Annotated in this window: 22 protein-coding genes and 1 pseudogene; 9 read left to right on the top strand and 14 right to left on the bottom strand. The window is 59.6% G+C overall.

From position 1 onward, the window contains the following. The first annotated feature begins 58 nt into the window (after nt 1–58). The 4 genes and pseudogenes from parE to R2E40_RS19645 form a co-directional block, all read left to right on the top strand. On the top strand, nt 59–1,954 hold the full coding sequence (gene parE, locus R2E40_RS19660) for a DNA topoisomerase IV subunit B (RefSeq protein ID WP_171281622.1): 1,896 nt from the start codon (nt 59–61) through the stop codon (nt 1,952–1,954). Between the two features lie 83 nt (nt 1,955–2,037). Further along, entirely contained in the window at nt 2,038–4,332 is a 2,295-nt protein-coding gene (gene parC, locus R2E40_RS19655) for a DNA topoisomerase IV subunit A (RefSeq protein WP_318164190.1), read from the top strand. A 122-nt stretch (nt 4,333–4,454) separates the two neighbouring features. Next, the gene (locus tag R2E40_RS19650; RefSeq protein WP_318164189.1) at nt 4,455–5,222 is read left to right on the top strand and encodes a dienelactone hydrolase; all 768 of its coding nucleotides are present in this window, start codon (nt 4,455–4,457) and stop codon (nt 5,220–5,222) included. A 387-nt stretch (nt 5,223–5,609) separates the two neighbouring features. After that, a pseudogene (locus R2E40_RS19645) lies at nt 5,610–5,850 on the top strand (DNA topoisomerase IV subunit A); the annotation flags it as partial. A gap of 48 nt (nt 5,851–5,898) precedes the next feature. Here R2E40_RS19645 and R2E40_RS19640 read toward each other — a convergent pair. The 12 genes from R2E40_RS19640 to R2E40_RS19585 form a co-directional block, all read right to left on the bottom strand. Beyond that, nucleotides 5,899–7,455: a HEPN domain-containing protein gene (locus R2E40_RS19640; RefSeq protein ID WP_318164188.1), complete on the bottom strand. Its 1,557-nt coding sequence runs from the start codon at nt 7,453–7,455 to the stop codon at nt 5,899–5,901. 653 nt (nt 7,456–8,108) lie between these two features. Next, the gene (locus tag R2E40_RS19635; protein WP_318164187.1) at nt 8,109–8,483 is read right to left on the bottom strand and encodes a hypothetical protein; all 375 of its coding nucleotides are present in this window, start codon (nt 8,481–8,483) and stop codon (nt 8,109–8,111) included. Nucleotides 8,484–8,541: 58 nt separating this feature from the next. After that, on the bottom strand, nt 8,542–8,793 hold the full coding sequence (locus R2E40_RS19630) for a hypothetical protein (RefSeq protein WP_026080289.1): 252 nt from the start codon (nt 8,791–8,793) through the stop codon (nt 8,542–8,544). Between the two features lie 236 nt (nt 8,794–9,029). Continuing rightward, on the bottom strand, nt 9,030–9,932 hold the full coding sequence (gene atcC / locus R2E40_RS19625; RefSeq protein ID WP_318164186.1) for a cold adaptation protein AtcC: 903 nt from the start codon (nt 9,930–9,932) through the stop codon (nt 9,030–9,032). A gap of 11 nt (nt 9,933–9,943) precedes the next feature. Further along, the gene (gene atcB / locus R2E40_RS19620) at nt 9,944–10,711 is read right to left on the bottom strand and encodes a cold adaptation protein AtcB (protein ID WP_005335887.1); all 768 of its coding nucleotides are present in this window, start codon (nt 10,709–10,711) and stop codon (nt 9,944–9,946) included. A gap of 12 nt (nt 10,712–10,723) precedes the next feature. Then, nucleotides 10,724–11,266, bottom strand: a complete 543-nt coding sequence (atcA, locus tag R2E40_RS19615) for a cold adaptation protein AtcA (RefSeq protein ID WP_318164185.1) — start codon at nt 11,264–11,266, stop codon at nt 10,724–10,726. Between the two features lie 23 nt (nt 11,267–11,289). Then, nucleotides 11,290–11,574: a DnaJ domain-containing protein gene (locus R2E40_RS19610; protein WP_005305278.1), complete on the bottom strand. Its 285-nt coding sequence runs from the start codon at nt 11,572–11,574 to the stop codon at nt 11,290–11,292. Nucleotides 11,575–11,853: 279 nt separating this feature from the next. Further along, nucleotides 11,854–12,381, bottom strand: a complete 528-nt coding sequence (locus R2E40_RS19605) for a protein disulfide oxidoreductase (RefSeq protein ID WP_318164184.1) — start codon at nt 12,379–12,381, stop codon at nt 11,854–11,856. A 3-nt stretch (nt 12,382–12,384) separates the two neighbouring features. After that, nucleotides 12,385–12,537 carry a hypothetical protein gene (locus R2E40_RS19600; RefSeq protein ID WP_016352072.1) on the bottom strand — a complete coding sequence of 51 codons (153 nt, stop codon included), beginning with the start codon at nt 12,535–12,537 and terminating at the stop codon, nt 12,385–12,387. Between the two features lie 11 nt (nt 12,538–12,548). Next, complete coding sequence (locus R2E40_RS19595) at nt 12,549–13,304, bottom strand: DsbA family protein (RefSeq protein WP_318164183.1); 756 nt, start codon at nt 13,302–13,304, stop codon at nt 12,549–12,551. Between the two features lie 10 nt (nt 13,305–13,314). Next, nucleotides 13,315–15,357, bottom strand: a complete 2,043-nt coding sequence (locus tag R2E40_RS19590) for a protein-disulfide reductase DsbD family protein (RefSeq protein ID WP_318164182.1) — start codon at nt 15,355–15,357, stop codon at nt 13,315–13,317. A 54-nt stretch (nt 15,358–15,411) separates the two neighbouring features. Continuing rightward, the gene (locus tag R2E40_RS19585) at nt 15,412–15,792 is read right to left on the bottom strand and encodes a hypothetical protein (protein ID WP_060390766.1); all 381 of its coding nucleotides are present in this window, start codon (nt 15,790–15,792) and stop codon (nt 15,412–15,414) included. A gap of 176 nt (nt 15,793–15,968) precedes the next feature. Here R2E40_RS19585 and R2E40_RS19580 point away from each other — a divergent pair, with 176 nt between their 5' ends. The 4 genes from R2E40_RS19580 (at nt 15,969) to pspG (ending at nt 18,036) form a co-directional block, all read left to right on the top strand. After that, nucleotides 15,969–16,697, top strand: coding sequence for a 1-acylglycerol-3-phosphate O-acyltransferase (locus R2E40_RS19580; RefSeq protein ID WP_017411262.1), 729 nt, complete (start codon nt 15,969–15,971; stop codon nt 16,695–16,697). A gap of 206 nt (nt 16,698–16,903) precedes the next feature. Beyond that, the gene (pspA, locus tag R2E40_RS19575; protein WP_017782532.1) at nt 16,904–17,566 is read left to right on the top strand and encodes a phage shock protein PspA; all 663 of its coding nucleotides are present in this window, start codon (nt 16,904–16,906) and stop codon (nt 17,564–17,566) included. Nucleotides 17,567–17,568: 2 nt separating this feature from the next. After that, the gene (locus tag R2E40_RS19570) at nt 17,569–17,775 is read left to right on the top strand and encodes a PspC domain-containing protein (protein WP_318164181.1); all 207 of its coding nucleotides are present in this window, start codon (nt 17,569–17,571) and stop codon (nt 17,773–17,775) included. Between the two features lie 42 nt (nt 17,776–17,817). Continuing rightward, nucleotides 17,818–18,036: an envelope stress response protein PspG gene (gene pspG / locus R2E40_RS19565; RefSeq protein ID WP_010636066.1), complete on the top strand. Its 219-nt coding sequence runs from the start codon at nt 17,818–17,820 to the stop codon at nt 18,034–18,036. 223 nt (nt 18,037–18,259) lie between these two features. Here the strand turns inward: pspG and R2E40_RS19560 are convergent, their stop codons facing one another. Further along, a complete protein-coding gene (locus tag R2E40_RS19560; protein WP_318164180.1) occupies nt 18,260–18,661 on the bottom strand; it encodes a GIY-YIG nuclease family protein in 402 nt (133 codons plus the stop codon). Between the two features lie 44 nt (nt 18,662–18,705). Here R2E40_RS19560 and R2E40_RS19555 point away from each other — a divergent pair, with 44 nt between their 5' ends. Continuing rightward, nucleotides 18,706–19,440: an ABC transporter substrate-binding protein gene (locus tag R2E40_RS19555; protein WP_318164179.1), complete on the top strand. Its 735-nt coding sequence runs from the start codon at nt 18,706–18,708 to the stop codon at nt 19,438–19,440. Here the strand turns inward: R2E40_RS19555 and rarD are convergent. Continuing rightward, complete coding sequence (rarD, locus tag R2E40_RS19550) at nt 19,422–20,330, bottom strand: EamA family transporter RarD (RefSeq protein ID WP_201887141.1); 909 nt, start codon at nt 20,328–20,330, stop codon at nt 19,422–19,424. The genes R2E40_RS19555 and rarD overlap by 19 nt on opposite strands. Nucleotides 20,331–20,427: the final 97 nt, after the last annotated feature.

Raw genomic sequence — 20,427 nt, 5'->3', positions numbered from 1 at the left:
GTCCAATACCCTCCCAACGAGTAAGATTCTCCCCAAACGTCAATTCGCAAGGCCCTCCATGTCTACTCAATACAATGCGGATGCCATTGAGGTCCTCAATGGCCTTGAACCGGTGCGTCGCCGCCCCGGCATGTATACCGACACCACCCGGCCCAATCACCTCGGCCAGGAGGTCATCGACAACAGCGTCGACGAGGCGCTGGCGGGTCACGCCCGTACCCTGGAGGTGACCCTGTATGAAGATCAGTCCCTCGAGGTGATCGACGACGGCCGTGGCATGCCGGTCGACATCCACCCGGAGGAAGGGGTGTGCGGGGTGGAGCTGATCCTCTGTAAGCTGCACGCGGGCGGCAAGTTCTCCAACAAGAACTACCAGTTCTCCGGCGGTCTGCACGGGGTGGGCATCTCGGTGGTGAACGCCCTCTCCGAGCGGGTCGAGGTAACGGTGCGCCGCGATGGCCAGGTCTACGACATCGCCTTCGAGAAGGGCGAGAAGGTGCAGGAGCTGACCATCACCGGTACCTGCGGGCGACGCAACACCGGCACCCGGGTGCGTTTCTGGCCGGAAGCCCACTACTTCGATTCGCCCAAATTCTCGGTCTCCAAGCTGGAGCACCTGCTCAAGGCCAAGGCGGTACTCTGCCCGGGCCTCACCATCAAGTTCCTCGACAAGAACACCGGCATCAAGCTGGAGTGGTGCTATGAAGACGGCCTCAAGGATTACCTGGTCGACGCGGTCAAGCAGTTCACCTGCCTGCCGGAGCAGCCCTTCGTCGGCGCCTTCAGCACCGAGCAGTCGGCGGTGGACTGGGCGCTGTGCTGGCTGCCGGAAGGGGGCGAATGCCTCGCCGAATCCTATGTGAACCTCATTCCCACCGCCCAGGGCGGTACTCACGTCAACGGTCTGCGTCAGGGCCTGCTCGACGCCATGCGCGAGTTCTGCGAGTTCCGCAACCTCTTGCCGCGCGGGGTCAAGCTGACTCCGGAAGATATTTGGGATCGCTGCGCCTACATCCTCTCCATCAAGATGCAGGATCCGCAGTTTGCCGGTCAGACCAAGGAGCGGCTCTCCTCCCGTCAGAGCTCGGCGTTTGTCTCCGGCGTGGTGAAGGATGCCTTCAGCCTGTATCTGAACAGCAACACCGAGCTGGCCGAACAGCTGGCCGAGCTGTGCATCTCCAGCGCCCAGCGCCGGATGCGCGCCGCCAAGACGGTGGTGCGCAAGAAGATAACCCAAGGCCCGGCGCTGCCCGGCAAGCTCACCGATTGCGGCTGCGCCGACCCCATGCAGGGGGAGCTGTTCCTGGTGGAGGGTGACTCCGCGGGCGGCAGTGCCAAGCAGGCGCGGGATCGGGAGTTTCAGGCCATCATGCCGCTGCGCGGCAAGATCCTGAACACCTGGGAGGTCGAAGCCGGTCAGGTGCTCGCCTCGCAAGAAGTGCACGACATCTCGGTGGCTATCGGGCTCGACCCCGACTCCGACGACCTCTCCGGCCTGCGTTACGGCAAGGTGTGCATCCTGGCGGATGCGGACTCGGACGGTCTGCACATCGCCACCCTGCTCTGCGCTCTGTTTGTGAAGCACTTCCGTGCGCTGGTCAATCAGGGCCACGTCTATGTGGCCATGCCGCCGCTCTACCGGATCGATATCGGCAAGGAGGTCTACTACGCCCTCGACGAGGACGAGAAGAACGGCGTGCTGCAGCGGGTCGAAGCCGAGAAGAAGAAGGGCAAGGTGATGGTGACCCGATTCAAGGGGCTGGGTGAGATGAACCCGAAACAGCTGCGGGAAACCACCATGGATCCCAACACCCGCCGTCTGGTGCAGCTCACCATGGGGCCAGAGGCCGAGGGGGACGAGACCCTGCAGCTGATGGACATGCTGCTGGCCAAGAAGCGGGCGAGTGATCGCCGCGAGTGGCTGGAAGAGAAGGGCAACCTCGCCATCATCTAAGCCGTCGGCCGGCCCTCTCGGGGCCGGCAAGCATTTAGCCGGAGTCGCCCTGTGGCGGCTCCCGAACCGAAAGAGATAATCACATGAGTGATGCTATCGAGCTCAGTCTGGACGGGGTAGAGCGCCAGCCAATGCGCACCTTTACCGAACAGGCTTACTTGAACTACTCCATGTACGTCATCATGGATCGGGCCCTGCCGCATATCGGCGACGGCCTCAAGCCCGTGCAGCGGCGCATCATCTACGCCATGAGCGAGCTGGGTCTGTCGGCCCTCTCCAAGCACAAGAAATCCGCCCGTACCGTGGGTGACGTGCTGGGTAAGTATCATCCCCACGGCGACAGCGCCTGTTATGAAGCCATGGTGCTGATGGCCCAGCCCTTCTCCTACCGCTACCCGCTGGTGGACGGTCAGGGCAACTGGGGGGCGCCGGACGATCCCAAATCCTTCGCCGCCATGCGTTATACCGAGGCGCGGCTGTCGCGCTTCTCCGAGCTGCTGCTCTCCGAGCTCGGCCAGGGCACGGTGGAGTGGACGCCGAACTTCGACGGCACCATGAAAGAGCCCGTGGTGCTGCCCGCCCGCCTGCCGCACATCCTGCTCAACGGGGTGACCGGCATCGCGGTAGGCATGGCGACCGATATCCCGCCCCACAACGCGCGGGAAGTGGCCCACGCCTGCGTGGAACTGCTGGATAACCCCAATGCTGGCCTGGATGCCCTGATGGCCCATGTGCAGGGACCGGACTACCCGACCAACGCCGAGATCATCACCCCGCGCGACGACATCCGCAAAATCTACGAGACCGGCAAGGGCTCCATCAAGCAGCGGGCGGTGTGGAGCGAAGAAGATGGCGACATCGTCATCACAGCGCTGCCCCATCAGGCCTCCGGCGCCAAGATCATGGAGCAGATTGCCGCCCAGATGGTGGCGAAAAAGCTGCCCATGGTTACCGATCTGCGCGATGAGTCGGACCACGAGAACCCGACCCGTCTGGTGATAGTGCCGCGCTCCAACCGGGTGGACGTGGAGGGGCTGATGGCCCACCTGTTCGCCACCACTGACTTGGAGAAGAACTACCGGGTCAACCTCAACATCCTGGGTCTGGACAACCGTCCCCAGGTGAAAGACCTCAAGACCATTCTCACCGAGTGGCTGAGCTTTCGCCGTGAGACGGTGCGCCGCCGCCTGCAGTATCGCCTCGACAAGGTGCTGGCCCGCCTGCACATCCTCGAAGGCTTGCTCATTGCCTACCTCAACATCGACGAGGTGATCGAGATCATCCGCACCGAAGAGGAGCCGGGCCGGGTGATGATGGAGCGCTTCAACATCAGCGAGACCCAGGCCGAGGCGATCCTCGAGCTGAAACTGCGCCACCTGGCCAAGCTCGAAGAGTTCAAGCTGCGCGCCGAACAGAACGAACTGGCCGAAGAGCGCGACAAGCTGGAACTGATCCTGGGTTCGGAGCGCCGTCTCAGCACATTGCTGAAGAAAGAGATCCTGGCGGACGCCGAGAAGTACGGCGACGATCGCCGCACCCCGCTGGTGGAGCGTGCCACCGCCGTGGCCCTGACCGAAAAGGAACTCACCCCGAGTGAGCCGGTTACCGTGATCCTCTCTGACAAGGGCTGGGTGCGCGCCGCCAAGGGCCACGACGTGGATGTGGAGGGTCTCTCCTACAAGGCGGGGGACAACTACCTCGCCCACGCTCATGGCCGCAGCAACCAGCAGGCGGTGTTCCTCTCCACTCTGGGGAGAACCTACTCGTTGGAGGCTCACACCCTGCCTTCCGCCCGCAGTCAGGGCGAGCCGCTCACCGGTCGCTTCGCGCTGGGGGCCGGTGAAGAGGTACGCCATCTGGTGATGGGTAACGAGGGTGAGCCGTACCTGATCTGTTCCGACGCCGGTTACGGCTTCGTCTGCAAATATGACGACCTGATCGGTAAGAACAAGAACGGCAAGGCGCTGCTCACAGTGCCGGAAGGGGGCCTGGTGATGGCACCCCAGAAGATAGGTGCGCCGGACACGGATCTCTGCATGGCCATCTCCAACGAGGGGCGCATGTTGCTGTTCCCGCTCAATACCCTGCCGGTGCTCGGCAAGGGCAAGGGCAACAAGCTCATCAGCATCCCCTCGGCGCGGGTCAAGGCGCGGGAGGAGTTTGTGGTGATGGCCGCCGTCATCCCGCAGGGGCAGTCGGTGACCCTGTTTGCCGGCAAGCGCAAGCTTACCCTCAAGCCATCTGACCTTGACTACTACCGCGGCGAGCGTGGCCGCCGCGGCGCCAAGCTGCCCCGCGGTCTGCAGCGCGTCGATCGTATCGAGATTGAAACCGTCGCCAGCGCCGAGCCGGCAGCTGGGGAAAATCAGGAAGGGTAGTCAACGGATCTATACAAGATGGGAGCGAATTATTCGCTCCCATTTTTTTGTGAAAAATGACTCCTCATGGGGATAGTGGTAGCGTGTCGTCCCCATGTCGATTGGATCAGAAAGGATATCTGATGAGGCTTCTTTTTCGTTATTTTTTACTTTGTGCAATATGTACGTGCAGTGCCTTGCCATCCTTCGTCGTATCCGCTGAATATACAGGGTTTAAGCGTCTCATAGTGACTGATCCTGTAGGTGGAAAGCCTATGGATGCCGTATATTTTTATCCCGGTGTGGCCGCAGAAAAGACACCAAGTACGATAGGTCCTTATCAAATAGCGGCACAAAAGGCGCTGAATATAGTACCAGGACGCTATCCAGTCATAGTGATCTCACATGGCAACGCCGGTAGTTTATGGAGTCATCATGACCTTGCCACGACTCTGGCTCTGCAGGGAAATATTGTTATTACCCTCACGCATCCTGGTGACAACTACAAGGATCAGACAGGGGCTGGGGCCATTAGCTCCTGGTATGGTCGTCCATTACAAATATCTGCCGTCATTACTGCTGCGACCAATGATGTTGAACTAGCCAAATATATTGATAAAGATAAAATAGCGTTTGTTGGTTTCTCTGCCGGTGGAGCAACAGGATTGTTGTTGAGAGGAGGGGATATTGATGCAGGACGCTATGGAAATTATTGTCGTAAATATGACATGAATGCCATATGTTCAAACAAAGGGGTGATAATAAATGATCATCCTGGTCTAGTTGTACCCCCCGATTCTAGGATAAAGGCATGGGTTTTCATGGCTCCGGTGAGTATGGCATTCTCTCACGGTTCACTCAGAAGAGTGATTGCTCCTAGCCTTATTTTTACTGGTGATAAGGATGAATAACTTTCTTGGGAAGAAAATGCCAGAGATCTAGCTAACACATTGGCTGCAGAAAAAGAATTTCAGGTAATACACAATGCCGGTCATTTTGTTTTTCTCTCTCCATGCTCTGCTGAATTAAATGAAATGGCACCAGCTATTTGTAATGATGCACCAGGTATAAATAGAGAGAATATACATGCGGTAATTAACAGTAAAATATCTGAATTTCTCAGCAGAGCGTGGCTTAAAGTGAAAGAGCCGCGGGTCTGATGGCGAAGCGTAATCAGACGATCGCGAAAACAGGTTGCCGTTATTCTGTTGATGCTCCAGCTGATCTCTTCTCTATGTCCATCGCCACCGGGATTGCAGTGCGGACGATTACGCTTCGCTAATCGACCCTACGCGCTCGGCAAGGGCAACAAGCTCACCAGCATCCCCTCGGCACGGGTCAAGGCGCGGGAGGAGTTTGTGGTGATGGCCGCCGTCATCCCGCAGGGCCAGTCGGTTACCCTGTTTTCCGGCAAGCGCAAGATCAGGCGAGCGCGGCCGCCGCGGTGCCAAGCTGCCCCGCGGTTTGCAGCGGGTCGATCGTATCGAGATTGAAACCGTCGCCGGCGAGACTGTGGCAGGGGAAAATCAGGAAGGGTAATTAATACAGATGGGCGCGAAAGCGCCCTTCATCTAATTCTGATATTAGCTAGCGATTAACAAGAATTTCTTTGACTCTCTCACCTGATGACTTGGGGAGTATGTCATGATCTGATATTAATTTTGTTATGCAGCGGATACCAATGTCAATTACCTCACTTCTCAATGAATCAATATTATCAGGATTCATGAGTTTGCTTTTTTTACCGTGGACAATATCACTGCGTAAAGCATACAGTTTACGTAGCCTCTGATAAAACTCATCTCTATCTGCAGGCTCTGCCAAATATTTTGCTATACTAGCGGTGACTTTGAATGATGTTTCGAAAGCTTCACTGAACATTCCTTCCCAAGCAATTATTGCATCCACAATCGCATCTTCAGGATGTGAACGTTCAAAAATCGCATTTTTTAGTCTTTGCAAAGGAATATTAATGTATTCTAAATTCACATCTGAAAATTGTTTAAACCAATTCTTCATTGGCTCTATGTTGTCTGTATTGACGGTAAGATATTTGCTAGGAGGAGTACTGCTAAGCGAGTAATTCCCTGGAATCAACAAAGGAAATCCACTTTCAGAGAAACCATGAGATATTCCTCTGTCCTCTCTTAAAGCGAAAGCTAACGATAACTTTAGAGTGTCGATAATATGAGATGTTTTTTTATGGCAATGCACACCCATTGCACACGTCATGCTAGCATTTGTATCAATCAGACGTGCTCTTTCTTTTATCTCTAAAACATGGCCTGAAATGTAGTTACTTTCGCCACTGAAGTTGTGAGATATCGTAGTTAGAGAGTGAGCACTTGGATTAGACGGTGAGTCAAATTGCCGTAGATAGGTATTTTGATCAAGCTCAATATCTGTAAACCCATCAAAGTTCATACCTCTAATTCCCATGAAATATGAATACTCAATCTCACCGTTGCTAGCTAACTCCCTAAGTGAATTTAGATTTATATCAATTTCTTTTAATACATCAGATAATGAATATGCCATTTTGTTACAGGCATTTTGAAATGATCTGATAATAATAGTGTTGAATGCAGAATATACTTGAGTGGAAAACTCAGTGCCGTTATCCAACCTCACAGAAAAACAGTAGTCAAAACCATCCTTTTGATTGGTTATTTTGTTAAGAATGTCACTTTTAACCAAGGAAATGAACTTAATTATATTGGCATGGTTGGTGTTTATATACATACCTACATCATGACTGCCCTGCGAATGTCTCAACATCAATATTGGATACTCAGAAATACATGTAGTCACTAGCAAGGATAATATAGGGTCATCTGTTTTATACTGTGGGTAACTACCGCCACAATGTTTTCTGAAAAAATCAAAAATGTTTTTTCCATCTATTTCTAATGAGGATAGTGAAAGGGATATACTATCTCCTATTACCCCTTCCGTTGCTTGTCTAATCCTAATCTCTTCAATTTTCTTCGCTAGAAAATGAACAACCTCATTCTGAACCTCTGATAATGATGCTGCGATTTTATCTAGTTCTTCAGGTTTCTCAGAATCAATGGCAAGGCTATAGGTTAACAACCTTGGTCCAATGTAACTTACTATTAGTCTTATCTTGTGATTAACGTCCATATTCTTTTCCAAGTAAAGAAGCGATTATTGAAGTTGACTCTTAATCAGATTGGTTTACAGGTTATCATAATTAGGAGGATTATTATCTTATGCCAAGACTAAATTTTGGTTATGAGGACTGCAGGCATGATGGGCGAAGCGTAATGAGACGTTCACGAAAACCAGTTGTCGCCATTCTGTAGGAATTTTAGCTGCTCTCTATATGCACCCATAGCCACGCAGGGCCGTAGGTCTGATTAGCGAAGCGTAATCAGACGATCGCGAAAACCGGTTGCCACAATTCTGCTGGTGCTCCAGCTGATCTCTTCTCTATGTCCATAGCCACAGAGATTGCGGTGCGGACGATTACGCTTCGCTAATCGACCCTACGCGCTCCTGCTTGATTTAACGCTCTGCGGCTTGTCGATGGCTTGCTCCCTCCTCATCCCAGACCCTTCTCCCCTTGTTTATGACAAAGAGTGGGAGAAGGGAGCACAGACTTCAGCTGTAGCTGATGACGGTGGTATTAGGGGGCTGAGAGATGTGCGGCTTGGATAAAGACGGCGAGGGCACCATGGTGGCGCGATACAGTCCCCTCTCCCCGTGGGAGAGGGTCAGGGTGAGGGGAAGTCGCAGTTGGCAACAACAAGCCAGGGGAATGGCAGCGCCGCAAATCAGTTGTCGAAATTCCACTGTATGGGCAGCTCAAGATCGAATATCAGCTGATCACCGTCGAGACGAAAGGCCACGCTGGTCTGGTGCTGGTCATATTCATCGATAAGCCGGCAGCTCTCGGCGAAGTTGGATTCGTAGCTGAGGCGCGCACTGCCGCCGGTGTGAGCCCGGTCGAGCTCCACCCCCAGTACTCGCAGTGGCTCTTTCTGACTGAGCTTGACCCGGCTGTCACCCACATCCACCAGCCGCTCCAGCAGGGGGAAGAAGTCTTGCTTGTGGGCCTCTATCGCCCGGGCGATGGCCTGTTCCAGCTCAGCGTGGTTGGCAAGGGGGCCATTCAGGGTGTAGCGGGTCTGGATCTTTTCCTGGGTCATAAACTGTTCCTCTCGGGGGTTGCCGGCGGGTGCTTCTCCCGTGGCTGCGATGGGGCGCTCAGGCGGGGATGCGGCCATTGCGCACCAGCGCCCGGCGGATGTTTTTGCACATCTTGCCGAAGCGCTGGATCTCGTCGAAGGAGGGCGGAATGCCGCGATCGATCTGATATTGCCAGTAGCAGAGGTCCGTATCCACCAGCTCCATCAGCTTCTTGGGGCAGCCGATGCAGGTGTTGTCCGGCCCGCATTTGAAGGTATCCGGTTGATAGAGCGGAAATTCCGCCTTCACGGCGTCGATGATCTGCTGCATCGCGGTAATGCGGTCCGGCTTTCTGTTCACTGCTCGTTCCCCGGCTCTGGTATGGGGGAGTCATTATATCCCTGCCAAAAATGGGGCCAATGACGCTTACGGGGTAGTTTTCTGCCAAGGGCGGCGGCCATGACAAGGGTTTCTGTTGCCAGTGGGATGACTAATAGCACAACGCCCGGCAAGCCGGGCGTTGTGGGGAGGAGCGGCGGGGCCGTCCTGCAAGGGGGCATGGCCCCTTAGAAGTCGTGATAGAGCGGCCAGCCGAGCAGCGGGTGCTTGAGACCGGCGCGCATCTCCATGTTGTCGAGCTTCTCCGGCGAGGCGTTCTCTTTTTGCAGCAGCTGGTACTGGCGCACAAAGCCGAGGGTGTGCAGCAGGTTCGGCACAAAGCCCGGGCTCAGCTCCTGACGCAGGGCGGCGGCCATGTCGGCGGGCAGCGCGTTCAGCATCAGGGTGAGCTGGGCGGCGAGGTAGTCGGTATTGTACCAGCGCTCGTCGAGCTCAATCTCCCGCGCCAGTTTGCGCTTGAGATCCTGCTTCACCTTGAGCGGGGCGGCGCCACTGCCCTTGCCGCAGAGGATGCGGTAGAGCAGCGCTTCGGCCAGCTTGTCCTCCATGGTGGGGTGGTCGCTCTCGCAGGCGAAGAAGTGCTGGTCGATGAGCTCCATCAGGCGGCTCTTGTTGTGCTCGGTCAGCGCCTTCTCGTACTCCTGCCACCCTTGCCACTCCTCCACATCGGGCGGGCTCGAGATCTTGTCCAGCAGGCGGGCATCCACGTCACCGTAGAGGCTGTTGCCAGCCTGCTTGGGGCTGACGGTGATGAGCATCGACCAGCCCTTCTGGAACGGCTTGATGGGGCCTTCCGGCGCCTGCAGCAGCGCCAGTGCCTTGGCCGGATCCCGCGCCGAGAGCTCCTGCAGGCCGAGGCTCACTACGCCGATGACGTCGTGGGCGGCCTGCTCCAGCAGGTGCATCTTGTACTTGTTGTAGTACTTGTCGGCGAATTTGAGGCTCATCAGTACCGCCTTGCCCTTGATGGCGGCCAGCTGTTGCTCGGTCAAACGTTCATTGTCGCGGCCAAAGCGCAGCACCTGGGTCAGAAAGGGGCCCTGGTTGGCATCGCGAATGACTAACTGCATGAATGGGCTCCTTAATCCAGAAAGCTGAACATGTCGTCGACGTCGCCGTATTCGTCTTCCTCGACCTTGTTCTTCTCCTTGGCCTGCATCACCAGCTCGGCGGCAAACTTGTTGATGATGCCGTCCCAGGTCGAGTGCTCGTTGCGCAGCAGCGCCTTGATGGCTTTCTCCACCTCGGGGGCCAGCTCGCGAATGAGCATCAAGAGGCTTCTCGGGTCGTCCAGCGCGTAGTCGTGGACATCCTCGCTCTGCTGGCGCTCGCTGTAGCGCAGAGACTCTTCGAGATCTTCTTCTTCGGCGTGCAGCACGTCGCGATAGCCTTCGTCCTCTTCATAGCGATCGCCGCGATAGAACTCGATAAAGGGGATGGCGAGGTAGAAGAGGCCAGCCGGGTCCTCGGCCACGCACTCGAGGATCTCCCGCTGCTTGGCTTCGCTATCCTGGGTGCGGATCAGGTAGTTGAGGAAGTCGAAGGTGTGCTGTTGCAGTTCGTCGGCGTTGTTCTTGATCGCCTCTTCCCAGTAGAGCGGCTGCTGGCAGACGATGTCGCGGATCCGCTCCGGGGTCATCAGCTCGGAGATGATGGAGGGGAAGGAGATGTCGTGCTGGCCGTTGATCTGGGTCAGGGTAACGATATCAATGTTTTCAATCACTTCTGCCAGCTGGTCGTCAGACATGGTCTTGGCGATCAGCTCGAACTTCTCGCTGGCCTGCTTCGGCTCGATGACGGCCAGCTCTTTGATCTCGATGGCGGTAATTTCTATCAGACTGTTGCTCATGCCTTGCCCCAATTAGAAACGGACTTCGTCGTACATATCCTGCTCGCCCTGGTCGTCGCCATAGCGGTCGCTGCCGCCGTGGTAATCGGCGTCGGCATCTTCCCCGTCTTCCTCTTCTTCATCGCGCAGCTCATAGTCGTCATCGGCACGGTGGCTGCCGCGCGGCAGCGGGTTGTCGAGCAGGAACAGCACGGCGCAGGCTTCCATCAGCTGATCTTCGCTCTGGGCCCGCACCGCCTTGACCAGCGGCAGGACGGCGTTGTTGAAGCCGACACTCACCTTGAACTCGTCCCAGCTCGGCTGCTCGCCGCTGGCGAGCCACTTGTTCCACTGCCCTTTGGCCTTGGCCGGGAACTGCACCCGGCCATAGAGGGCGAGCGGCAGGTATTCGGGCATGAACTCCAGCATGCTCATGTCGGCCAGCAGCAGGGCCTTCATCTGGTCGGTGAACTGCTCAAGCCCCTTGGGGTCGTCCTGATCCCGGTAGGATTCGATGTTTTCACTGGCATCGCTTTGCAGGGCCTTGAGCCGTGCCTGGTCCCATTTATTTTGCATAGTCGCTCTTCTTGCCTGGTGGCTCAGGGGTAGAACTGGTCCCACATCTCCTGCATGGCAGCAGCGGGATCGGTCACGATGACGTTGTTGAAATCCTTGATAAAGGCGGCCCGCTGTTTCGGATCGGACAGCACTTCATAGGCCTGCTTTACCTGGTGCAGCTTGAGGGCTGCCTGCTCTTTCTCTTCTTCGCTCGCCCCGTGCAGCTTGTCGGGGTGGTACTGGTTCGACAGCCGTCGATAGGCTTTCTTGATGTCGTTTTCACTGGCGTTGGACTTGACACCCAACACCCGGAAGTAGTTGTTCATGACGGATCCTGCCTCACTGGCATCGTGGAATTGACCCTGCGCTGGCCTGGCGGCGGGGCTCTTGGCAAACCAGGCTCGGCAAAAACCCGACATTTTAACGCAAACAGGCCGCCATCGCCATGGATAGGAAGCGAACAGATGGGTGTGCGGGTAGCGTCGTGCGGGGCCTCGTCAAGGGAGGTTTGGGGCCGTTTGTGACTATTTTGTCAGTTCCATGGTGACCCATGTGTGACAGGGGTTGAAAAAACGCCCGGACTGGCCGGGCGTCGAGGTCATGGGTCAGCGCAGGCGGGCCCACAGCAGGCGGGCCTTGAGCCCGAGCCATGAGCTCCAGCCGGTGGTGCTGCTCACCAGCTTCCCATCCCTGATGATGAGGAAGGTGGGGGTGACCCCCACCTGCCAGCGAGCGGCCAGATCCCCCCGCTCATCGTTGTGGGTGGGAAAGGCGAGCCCCTTCTTCGCCATCCCGGCGCGCAACTGGTCATCGCTGCCGGAGCGCAGCGCCACCGTCAGCACGTTTTCACCTTGCTGCCAGAGCTGCTCCACCGTGGGGGTGGTGAAGCGGCAGACGCCACACCAGCTGGCCCAGTAGTAGACCAGCAGCGGCTTGCCGCGGCTCTGCTCGGCCAGGCTGGTGGTGGTGCCATCCTGCAGGGTGAAGGGGGCCGCCATGGCCCCCGCCGGCAGGGTGGGGCTGCGCCACAGATCCAGCAGGGTAGAGATGACCAGCGCCATCAGCAGCAGCCAGAGCGCCTCCTTGCTCCAGCGGCGCCAGCGGGGTGCCTTTACGACTGCATCTTCCGCCATGGTTTAGCTCCGCTTGGCCAGCTCGGCTTTGACCAGCTGCTCCAGCTCGTCATAGGGCACGGCACCCGGCACCAGCTGGTTGCCGATCAGCGTCGCCGGGGTGCCCTGCACGCCAAGAAGGGTGCCGATGCGCAGTCGGTGTGGTCGCAGATCCATCACTGGCCTCCTCATGCCCGCTTGGCCAGCTCGGCTTTCACCAGCTGCTCCAGCTCGTCATAGGGCACGGCACCCGGCACCAGCTGGTTGCCGATCAGGGTCGCCGGAGTGCCCTGCACCCCCAGGAGCGTGCCGATGCGAAGGCTATTGCGCAGCTCCTCGGTGGCCTTGGCATCGGGCTTGAGGGCCGTGTTGCCGGTGGCCGCCAGCGCCTTGTTGATGTCCGCCTCGGTCAGCATCCCCTGCTTGCTCATCAGCTTGTCGTGCAGGGCGAGGAAGCGGGCCGGCTCCTGCTGCCACAGGGTCAGGCTGTACTGGGCCGCCTTGGCGGAGCTCTGCCCCTTGAACGGCAGCAACTTGATCACCAGCCCCAGATCGTCGGGATAGGCTTTGAGCAGCTTGGTCAGCTGGGGGTCGAACTGCTTGCAGTAGGGGCAGTTGTAGTCGGTGAACAGCACCAGGGTCAGCTTGGGGTGCTTGGCGCCGAGGCGCGGGCTGGTAGCGCTGTTGAACAGCACATCCTGATTGCCCTTGATGAAGTCGCCGAGCTGAGCCTCCTGGGCGGCAGCGTTCTGCTTCTCCCAGGATTCGGCCGCCTCATCGAGGATCTTGGGGTTCTGTACCAGGGTCTCGCGGATGAGCTCCTTGATGCGGGCCTCCTGCTCCGGGGTGAAGGGGGCCGCCTGCAGCAAGGGGGCGCAGAGGGTGCCGGCAACCAGGGCGGTGCAGAGGGTAAGGGTGCGCAGTTTCAGGGTACGCAGAGTCATGGGATTCTCCTTAAAAGTGGGGGGCATCGGCCTGGACGAGGCCGGCCTGGTGCAACACGTCGAGCAAGTCGGCCTTGTCCAGCAGGGGCGAGAGGATCTCTCCCTCTGGCAGGCCGGGCCCGTAGATCTGGTTGAAGGGGACGGCGGCGGCGCCGCGCTGGCGCAGGAAGGCGGAGATGGCATCGCTCGGCCGGCTCCAGTCGCCGCGCAGGGCCACCACGTCCGGGGCCGACAGGGCGCTCTGCACCTCGTCACGCAGCAGCACGTTGTACTTGTTGGCCTTGCAGGTGACGCACCAGTCGGCGGTGACGTCGACGAAGACCCGCTTGCGCTGGGCCAGCGCATCGACGATGGCCTGTTCGGAGAGCTGCTGCCAGGCAATGCGATCGACGCTGCCCGACCCCTGCGCCGTGAGGGCGCCCCCCAGCAGCAGGGCGCCGCCGATGAGTGCAGAGAGGGAGAGGGCCAGCGTGAAACCGCGCATGCCATAACGCCAGAGGATGCCAATCAGCAGTGCCAGCAGCATGGCGGCCATCAGCCAGCCGGTGGCCGTGCTGCCCAGATGGTTGCCAAGCAGGCTCGCCAGCCAGAGGCTGGAGCCCAGCATCATCAGCCCGAGCAGGATGCGCAGTCGCCCCATCCAGCGGCCCGGTTTGGGCAGCCAGAGGGCGAGGCGCGGCAGGGCCGCCACCAGCAGCCAGGGCAGGCTCATGCCAAGGCCGAGCGCCGTGAAGATGAGCCAGAGCTGGCCGAGCGGCGCCGCCAGTGCAAAGGCCACTGCGGTGCCGAGGAAGGGGGCCGAGCAGGGGGTCGCCAGCAGGGTGGCGAAGCTCCCCTGCAGGAAGTGGCCGCCGAGACCCTTGCCGCCGCTGGTAGCGAGGCGAGTGCTGAGATTGCTGGGCAGACGGATTTCGAACAGCCCCAGCAGGTTGGCGCAAAACAGCAGGGTCACCGCCACCATGAAGCCGATGAAGCCGGCGCTCTGGAACTGGATCCCCCAGCCGACAGCCCCCTGGGTGGCGCGCAGCAGGCTGCTCATGGTCGCCAGCACCCAGAAGGAGGCAATGATCCCGGCGCTGGCGGCGAGGAACTGCTTGCGCACCTGTCGCTGTTCGCTCTCCTGCTGCTGCAGCACGGTACCCAGTTTCAGGGCCAGCACCGGCAGCACGCAAGGCATCAGGTTGAGGATGAGACCGCCGAGCAGCGCCGCCCCCAGCAGCCAGATGAGAGGCTGGCCTGGGGCTGGCAAGGCGAGGGGATCGGCGATGGTGGCGCGGGTCTGCCAGGCCTCATCGCCGCTGCCAAGCAACAGGCTGAGGGATTGGCCGCGCAAGTCAGGCGCATCCCCCTGCCAGCCATCGCTGACCGGGACCCGGGCAATCAGGGTGTTGCCGCTCACCTCGAGCGCGGGCTTGCCGAACTCGGCCCCCTCCAGCGCATCGATGAAGAGCGCAGGCGCCTGCCAGCCTTCTGCCCGCTCGGCGCGCAGCTGCAGCTGGTTTTGCTGGTAGCCGAGCTCGACCCGGGTGCCGGCGGGCAGCGTCTGCGGCAAGGTACTCATGGCCTGGGCCCAGCCGAAGTCGAAACCGGCCGGCGCCTGCCCATCCACCGCCAGGGTGAAGGGGTAGTCGGTCAGGATGCAGACGTTGCTGCAGGTGGAGAGGCGCAAGGTGCCCTTGAGCGGCTGCCCGGCCGGGTAGTCGAGGCTCAGAGGGAAGCGCACCTGTTGCTGATAACCCTGGGTGCTGAGCCCGGCCACCTCGAAGGGGCGCGGCGTGGGCCAGTGCCACTGGAAGTCGCCGACCGGCTGATCCCACAGGATCTGGGGTGCTATGCCCCCTTCCCCCGGGCTGCGCCAGTAGGTTTTCCAGCCGGATTCGAGGACCACCTCGAGCAGGATGCGGGTGTGGTCAGGGGCGCTGCGGTCGGCTTGCAGCCTGACCTTGGCGTGATCGTTCTGGGGGCTGGTGAGCCAGCCCGTATCGCTGGCCAATCCGCTGGATTGCCACAGCAGGCAGCCCAGCAGCAGGCTCGCCTTGAAGAGAGTTGACATAAATGTTGTCTCGCAAAAAATGAATGACAGCAGGCTTAGAAAGCGCGGCTGAACTCATTCCCGCCAGACACAGAGGGTGAGGTGAAGTCGTCGTTCGGGGGGCGACACGGCCCGTGGTGGTGGCAGTGGCGGCGTGTAGCGCCAGAGCGGGGCCAGCAGCGCGATGAGCAGCGCCACCGCAAAGAACAACTGCTCGAGGCAGAGCAGGGTGGTGGCGCTCAGCCACTTGCCGTTGAGCTGGCAGCTGTTGGGCTGCGGGCTGGCGGGCGTGCCCTTGTCGGCCTTGTCGTCGGCCGTGACGAAGGAGGGCAGGGCCTGACAGCTGAGAGCGTGATCGAGCAGGGCCAGCCGGGCCAGCGGCTGGGCAGCGCAATTGAGCACCAGCAGGCAGACCAGCAGCAAGAGTCGTTTCGCCACGCGTTGTTGGTGAATCATGCTCGCCCCGTTCATCAAGATGGCCACATCCTAACGGCCAACGCCGGGTGGGGCAAGCCGCCGTCCGTTTTAAGGCAGAGGGGCGGGCGGCAGGGGTGGTCGGTTCTGTTTGGCGAACGCTTGTTCGCTAAAAGGGGGACCAGTATACTGCGCCGAGTCAAAATCCGAGGTGTTCGATGCTCAAACTTGCCCGTGTGCTGCTGCTTGGTCTGCTGCTCATCTTCTGGTTCCTGTTCGGTCTGCTGCTTTGCCTGGTGCGTCCGCGCCATCCCAACAACGTCTATGTCTTCGCCCGCATGTACCATGCTGTCTGCCCACTGATCGGGCTCAAGGTCCGGGTGACGGTGGCCGACGAGGTCAAATCGGTGGGGCCGGCGGTCTACGTCTGCAACCACCAGAGCAACTACGACATCTTCACCGTGACCGGCGCGGTGCAGCCAGGCGTGGTGGCAGTGGGCAAGAAGAGCCTGCTGTGGCTGCCCTTCTTCGGCCTCATCTTCTGGCTCTCCGGCAATGTGCTGATCGACCGCTCCAACCGCTCCCGCGCCATCGGCACCATCGGCCAGGTGGTGGAGCGCATCAAGCATCGCGGCACCTCCATCTGGATGTTCCCGGAGGGGACCCGCTCCAAGGGACGTGGCCTGCTGCCGTTCAAGGCGGGCGCCTTCCACACCGCGGTACAGGCAGAGGTGCCGGTGGTGCCCATCGTCTGCTCCAGCTACTTCGGCCAGATCGATCTCAACCGCTGGGACAACGGCGAGGTGCTGCTGGAAGTGATGGCCCCGGTCTGCAGCAAGGAGCACGGCGCCGCCGGCATTCGCGACCTCTCAGATACCTGCCGTGCGCGGATGGAGGCCAAGCTGGCTGAGCTGGACAGCAAGCTCGGTCATTCCCGGGCCGCCTGAGTACGCCACTGATTGCATGAGGGAGCCGCCGGCTCCCTTTTTTATTGGTGAAAATCACCACTAGATCGGTATTTTTCGCCACCAAGACGATATTGAAAATACCTGATGAAACCTCATCTATATGTAAGTAAAGGAGAAATTATCTTGGCACGGCTCTTGTAGTGTCATGGGAAGAGATAGCCATCCCATCAACAAGGAGCCAGACCATGAGCGTATTTAGCCGCCTGACCGACGTGATCAATGCCAACCTGCACAGCCTGCTCGACAAGAGCGAAGAGCCGGAGAAGATGCTGCGGCTGATGATCGAAGAGATGGAGCAGGTCCAGGTCGAGATGAGAACCCAGGCCGCCCGCGTCATTGCCGAACAGAAGCAGCTGGAGCGTCATCAGCAGGCGTTGCAGCACCAGATCCTGGAGTGGTCGGCCAAGGCCGAGCTCGCCATCCAGAAGGGGCGCGAGGACTTGGCTCGGGCCGCGCTGACCGAGAAGTTGGCTGAGGTCAAAAAATGCGAACAGCTGGAACAGGACAAGGCACGGGTCGCCGAGGTGCTGGCCCAGCTCACCGCCGACAGCGAGCGGCTGGCCGCCAAGCTGACCGAGGCGCGCGAGAAGCAGAAGCTGCTGACCCTGCGCGAGCAGACCGCTCACAGCCGGCTGCGGGCCCGTGCCCAGGTGGACAACCAGCGCATGCACGAGCTGATGGCCCGTTTTGACGGCTTTCAGGGCCGGGTCGATCAGCTGGAAGCCCAGCTGGAGGCGGCAACCCTGGGGCAGAACCCCTCGCTGGAGGCCCAGTTCCGCGAGCTGGAGCTGAACGACGAGATTGAACGGGAGCTGGCCCGCCTCAAGGGTCAAAAGGTGGAGGCATAACCATGACGCCCTGGCCGAAGGATCTTGCCCATCGCAAGCTGACCGGCGTCTGTGCCGGCATCGCCAACGGGCTGGGGCTCTCCAGGGGGACGGTGCGGATCGCGGCCCTGATGGCGCTGATCCTGATGCCGCCCCTGGCGCTGGCCGCCTATCTGCTGGCGGTATTGATCATGCCGCCCCGTCGTGAATTGAAGCGCTGGCTGGATTGACCCCGGGTCACTCAGCCACATTAACCCAGTGAGGAGCAACACATGCTGGAATTTATCGTCTTGATGCTGGTACTGGTCGGCATGGCGCTGGCCGGGTTCACCGTGCTGGCCATGCTGCTGGTGAGCGGCGTCTTCGTGCTGTTTGGCGCCCTGGCCGGCATGTTTGCCCTCATCATCAAGCTGGCGCCCTGGTTGCTGGTGCTGCTGGTGGTGTGCTGGTTCATCAGCAGCCGGCGCAAGCAGGCCAATACCTACCGTTGACTCTCCCTGTTACCGGATCCTTCCTTGGCCGCTGCGTACCGCGGCCTTTTTTGTGTCTGGGTGGTTGTGTGCTGGTTTCAGCAGATGGCACAAGCAGGTTAATCAACCTGCCGTTGACACTCCCTGTTACCGGATCCTTCCTTGGTCGCTGCGTACCGCGGCCTTTTTTGTGTCTGCTGGTGGTGTGCTGATTCCAGCCGCCGGCGCAAGCAGGTTAACCAACCTACCGTTGACACTCCCTGTTACCGGATCCTTCCTTGGTCGCTGCGTGCAGCGGCCTTTTTTGTGTGCAGGTGTCGGCCAGCCATGACTGGCTGCAGGCGAGCCAGCGCTCCGGCTGGGTGATCAACTGCTCCTTGAAGGCCTTGTTCTGTTGCTTGAGCCGGTATTCGAGACGCAGCGCCGCCCCTTTCTCGCCGACGGCCTGCTGCCACGCCAGGGTCAGCGGCCCCTTGCCACGCAGGGCGCGGGATCCCTTGCCGTTCTGATGCTGGCGCAGGCGGCGGACTGGGTCCGTGCTGATCCCGGTATAGAGCAGGCCGCTGGCGGTGCGCACCATGTAGATAAACCAGTGGCTGGCGGGCGGACTGGCCGCCGGTTCGGCGCCGGGAGCGGGTTCTCTCATTCGATCTCTCTGTGCCACACTCAAGAGCAGCTCAAGGAGGTGCGATGCGAGCGTGGTGGTGGTTGTGGTGTTTGCTGTCGATATCGGCTCATGGCGAGACGCTGCGTCTCTACGACTATCATCAGCACCCCCCCTTCATGACCGGGGAGCAGACCGGTCTAAGCCGGGATCTGGTCAAGTATCTCAATGAAAAGCTTGGCGGAGAACCCAGGCTGGAACTTTGGCTGGTGAATCGGGCCAGACTGGCGCTGGAGATGTCGGATCCCGATTTCGATGGCCTGGTGGCCTGGGTCAATCCCGCTTGGGTGGGGGATCCCCAGCGCGAGCTCTACCTCTGGAGCTTTCCCATCATGCGCGATACCAACGAGCTCATCTCCAGCGTCGCCAGGCCGGTCATCTATCGCGGGCCCGATTCACTGAAGGGGATGACCTTCGGCGGCATCGAGGGGTATCGCTATCAGGGCATCGACGAGGCGGCGGCCAGGGGCGATCTGGTGCGGGTCGATGCCAAGAAGGTCAAGACCAACTTCAGCCTGCTGGTGCGCGGTCGCATCGACGTGACCCTGGTGCCGGGCTCGGCGCTCACCTTCTTCACCCATGACCCGGCCTTCGAGGGCAAGCTGTTCGTCTCGCCCTTTGCCCAGTCCAGCTATACCCGCCACATCCTATTGCCAAAATCCCGCAGCGCACTGCACAGCCGGCTGAATGACATCGCCGAGCAGATGGACAGGGATCCCAAGTGGCACGCCATCCTGGAGTCCTACCGCGGCAAACCCTGAGCGTCGGCGTTGCGGCGCAGATGGCGCCCAAGCTTGTGCAGCGGCAGCAGGCTCACCAGCAGGCCGGCCCAGACGAAGGCAAACCCCACCGATTTCACCGGATCCGGCGTCTCGCCAAACCAGAAGATGGCGAGCAGGAAGGCGAGGCTGGGCTCTATGTACTGCAACAGACCCACAGTGCTCATACGGGTGCGCATCATGCCGTAGCAGAACAGCCCCACCGGCAGCAGGGTGGCGGGGGCGCTGCCCATCAGCAGCAGACGCTCGGTCCAGTCACCGGCCACGAACTGGCTGGCGCCGCTCACCGCCAGAGCGCCGATGATCAGCAGGGCGACAGGCAACTGCACCAGCGCCTCGAGATAGAGACTGACGCCGGCGTCATAGTGGACCTTCTTCTTGAGCAGGCCGTAGAGGGCGAAGTTAGCCCCCATGATGAGGGAGAACCAGGGCAGCTGGCCGTAAGAAAAGAGCATGTAGGCCAGCCCGGCCAGCGCCAGCGCCACCGCCAGGTGTTTTTGCAGGGTGAGTTTCTCTTTGAGGAACAACACGGCAAACACGATGTTGAACAGCGGCGTCATGAAGAAGGCGAGGCTGGTGGCCAGCACCTGGCCTGTGGTGAGGCACCAGGTGAACATACACCAGCTGATGGACATGACGGGGCCGGCCAGCAGGATGAGGCCGAGCTGGCGCGGTTCGCTGCGCAGTCGCGCCCAGGGCACCCGGTAGCCGATGAGGAGGAACAGGACGCCCAGCAGCACCGCCGACCAGAGTACCCGGTGAGAGAGCAGCTCCCACATGTTGACCGCGGGCATGAACTGGTAATAGAGGGGCAGCATGCCCCACAGCACGAATGAGAGGGCCGCGCTGCCGGTGCCCATCCAGTTCTTCATCTCGCTCCGTTTATTAAATTAAACAAATGTGGCTGCATGATAAGTATCTGCTGAATCTTTCACAAGCAGGATCCGGCGGAAAACTCTGCTACTATCG

This window comes from Aeromonas sp. CD (assembly GCF_033349375.1).
GTDB classification, from domain to species: Bacteria; Pseudomonadota; Gammaproteobacteria; order Enterobacterales; family Aeromonadaceae; genus Aeromonas; species Aeromonas hydrophila.
This window is presented reverse-complemented; position numbering and strand designations above follow the sequence as displayed.

Bases quoted from the DNA above. Each gene is read 5' to 3' on its own strand.
- parE (WP_171281622.1), top strand. From the start codon at position 59: ATGTCTACTCAATACAATGCGGATGCCATTGAGGTCCTCAATGGCCTT.
- parC (WP_318164190.1), top strand. From the start codon at position 2,038: ATGAGTGATGCTATCGAGCTCAGTCTGGACGGGGTAGAGCGCCAGCCA.
- R2E40_RS19650 (WP_318164189.1), top strand. From the start codon at position 4,455: ATGAGGCTTCTTTTTCGTTATTTTTTACTTTGTGCAATATGTACGTGC.
- R2E40_RS19640 (WP_318164188.1), bottom strand. From the start codon at position 7,455: ATGGACGTTAATCACAAGATAAGACTAATAGTAAGTTACATTGGACCA.
- R2E40_RS19635 (WP_318164187.1), bottom strand. From the start codon at position 8,483: ATGACCCAGGAAAAGATCCAGACCCGCTACACCCTGAATGGCCCCCTT.
- R2E40_RS19630 (WP_026080289.1), bottom strand. From the start codon at position 8,793: ATGCAGCAGATCATCGACGCCGTGAAGGCGGAATTTCCGCTCTATCAA.
- atcC (WP_318164186.1), bottom strand. From the start codon at position 9,932: ATGCAGTTAGTCATTCGCGATGCCAACCAGGGCCCCTTTCTGACCCAG.
- atcB (WP_005335887.1), bottom strand. From the start codon at position 10,711: ATGAGCAACAGTCTGATAGAAATTACCGCCATCGAGATCAAAGAGCTG.
- atcA (WP_318164185.1), bottom strand. From the start codon at position 11,266: ATGCAAAATAAATGGGACCAGGCACGGCTCAAGGCCCTGCAAAGCGAT.
- R2E40_RS19610 (WP_005305278.1), bottom strand. From the start codon at position 11,574: ATGAACAACTACTTCCGGGTGTTGGGTGTCAAGTCCAACGCCAGTGAA.
- R2E40_RS19605 (WP_318164184.1), bottom strand. From the start codon at position 12,381: ATGGCGGAAGATGCAGTCGTAAAGGCACCCCGCTGGCGCCGCTGGAGC.
- R2E40_RS19600 (WP_016352072.1), bottom strand. From the start codon at position 12,537: ATGGATCTGCGACCACACCGACTGCGCATCGGCACCCTTCTTGGCGTG.
- R2E40_RS19595 (WP_318164183.1), bottom strand. From the start codon at position 13,304: ATGACTCTGCGTACCCTGAAACTGCGCACCCTTACCCTCTGCACCGCC.
- R2E40_RS19590 (WP_318164182.1), bottom strand. From the start codon at position 15,357: ATGTCAACTCTCTTCAAGGCGAGCCTGCTGCTGGGCTGCCTGCTGTGG.
- R2E40_RS19585 (WP_060390766.1), bottom strand. From the start codon at position 15,792: ATGATTCACCAACAACGCGTGGCGAAACGACTCTTGCTGCTGGTCTGC.
- R2E40_RS19580 (WP_017411262.1), top strand. From the start codon at position 15,969: ATGCTCAAACTTGCCCGTGTGCTGCTGCTTGGTCTGCTGCTCATCTTC.
- pspA (WP_017782532.1), top strand. From the start codon at position 16,904: ATGAGCGTATTTAGCCGCCTGACCGACGTGATCAATGCCAACCTGCAC.
- R2E40_RS19570 (WP_318164181.1), top strand. From the start codon at position 17,569: ATGACGCCCTGGCCGAAGGATCTTGCCCATCGCAAGCTGACCGGCGTC.
- pspG (WP_010636066.1), top strand. From the start codon at position 17,818: ATGCTGGAATTTATCGTCTTGATGCTGGTACTGGTCGGCATGGCGCTG.
- R2E40_RS19560 (WP_318164180.1), bottom strand. From the start codon at position 18,661: ATGAGAGAACCCGCTCCCGGCGCCGAACCGGCGGCCAGTCCGCCCGCC.
- R2E40_RS19555 (WP_318164179.1), top strand. From the start codon at position 18,706: ATGCGAGCGTGGTGGTGGTTGTGGTGTTTGCTGTCGATATCGGCTCAT.
- rarD (WP_201887141.1), bottom strand. From the start codon at position 20,330: ATGAAGAACTGGATGGGCACCGGCAGCGCGGCCCTCTCATTCGTGCTG.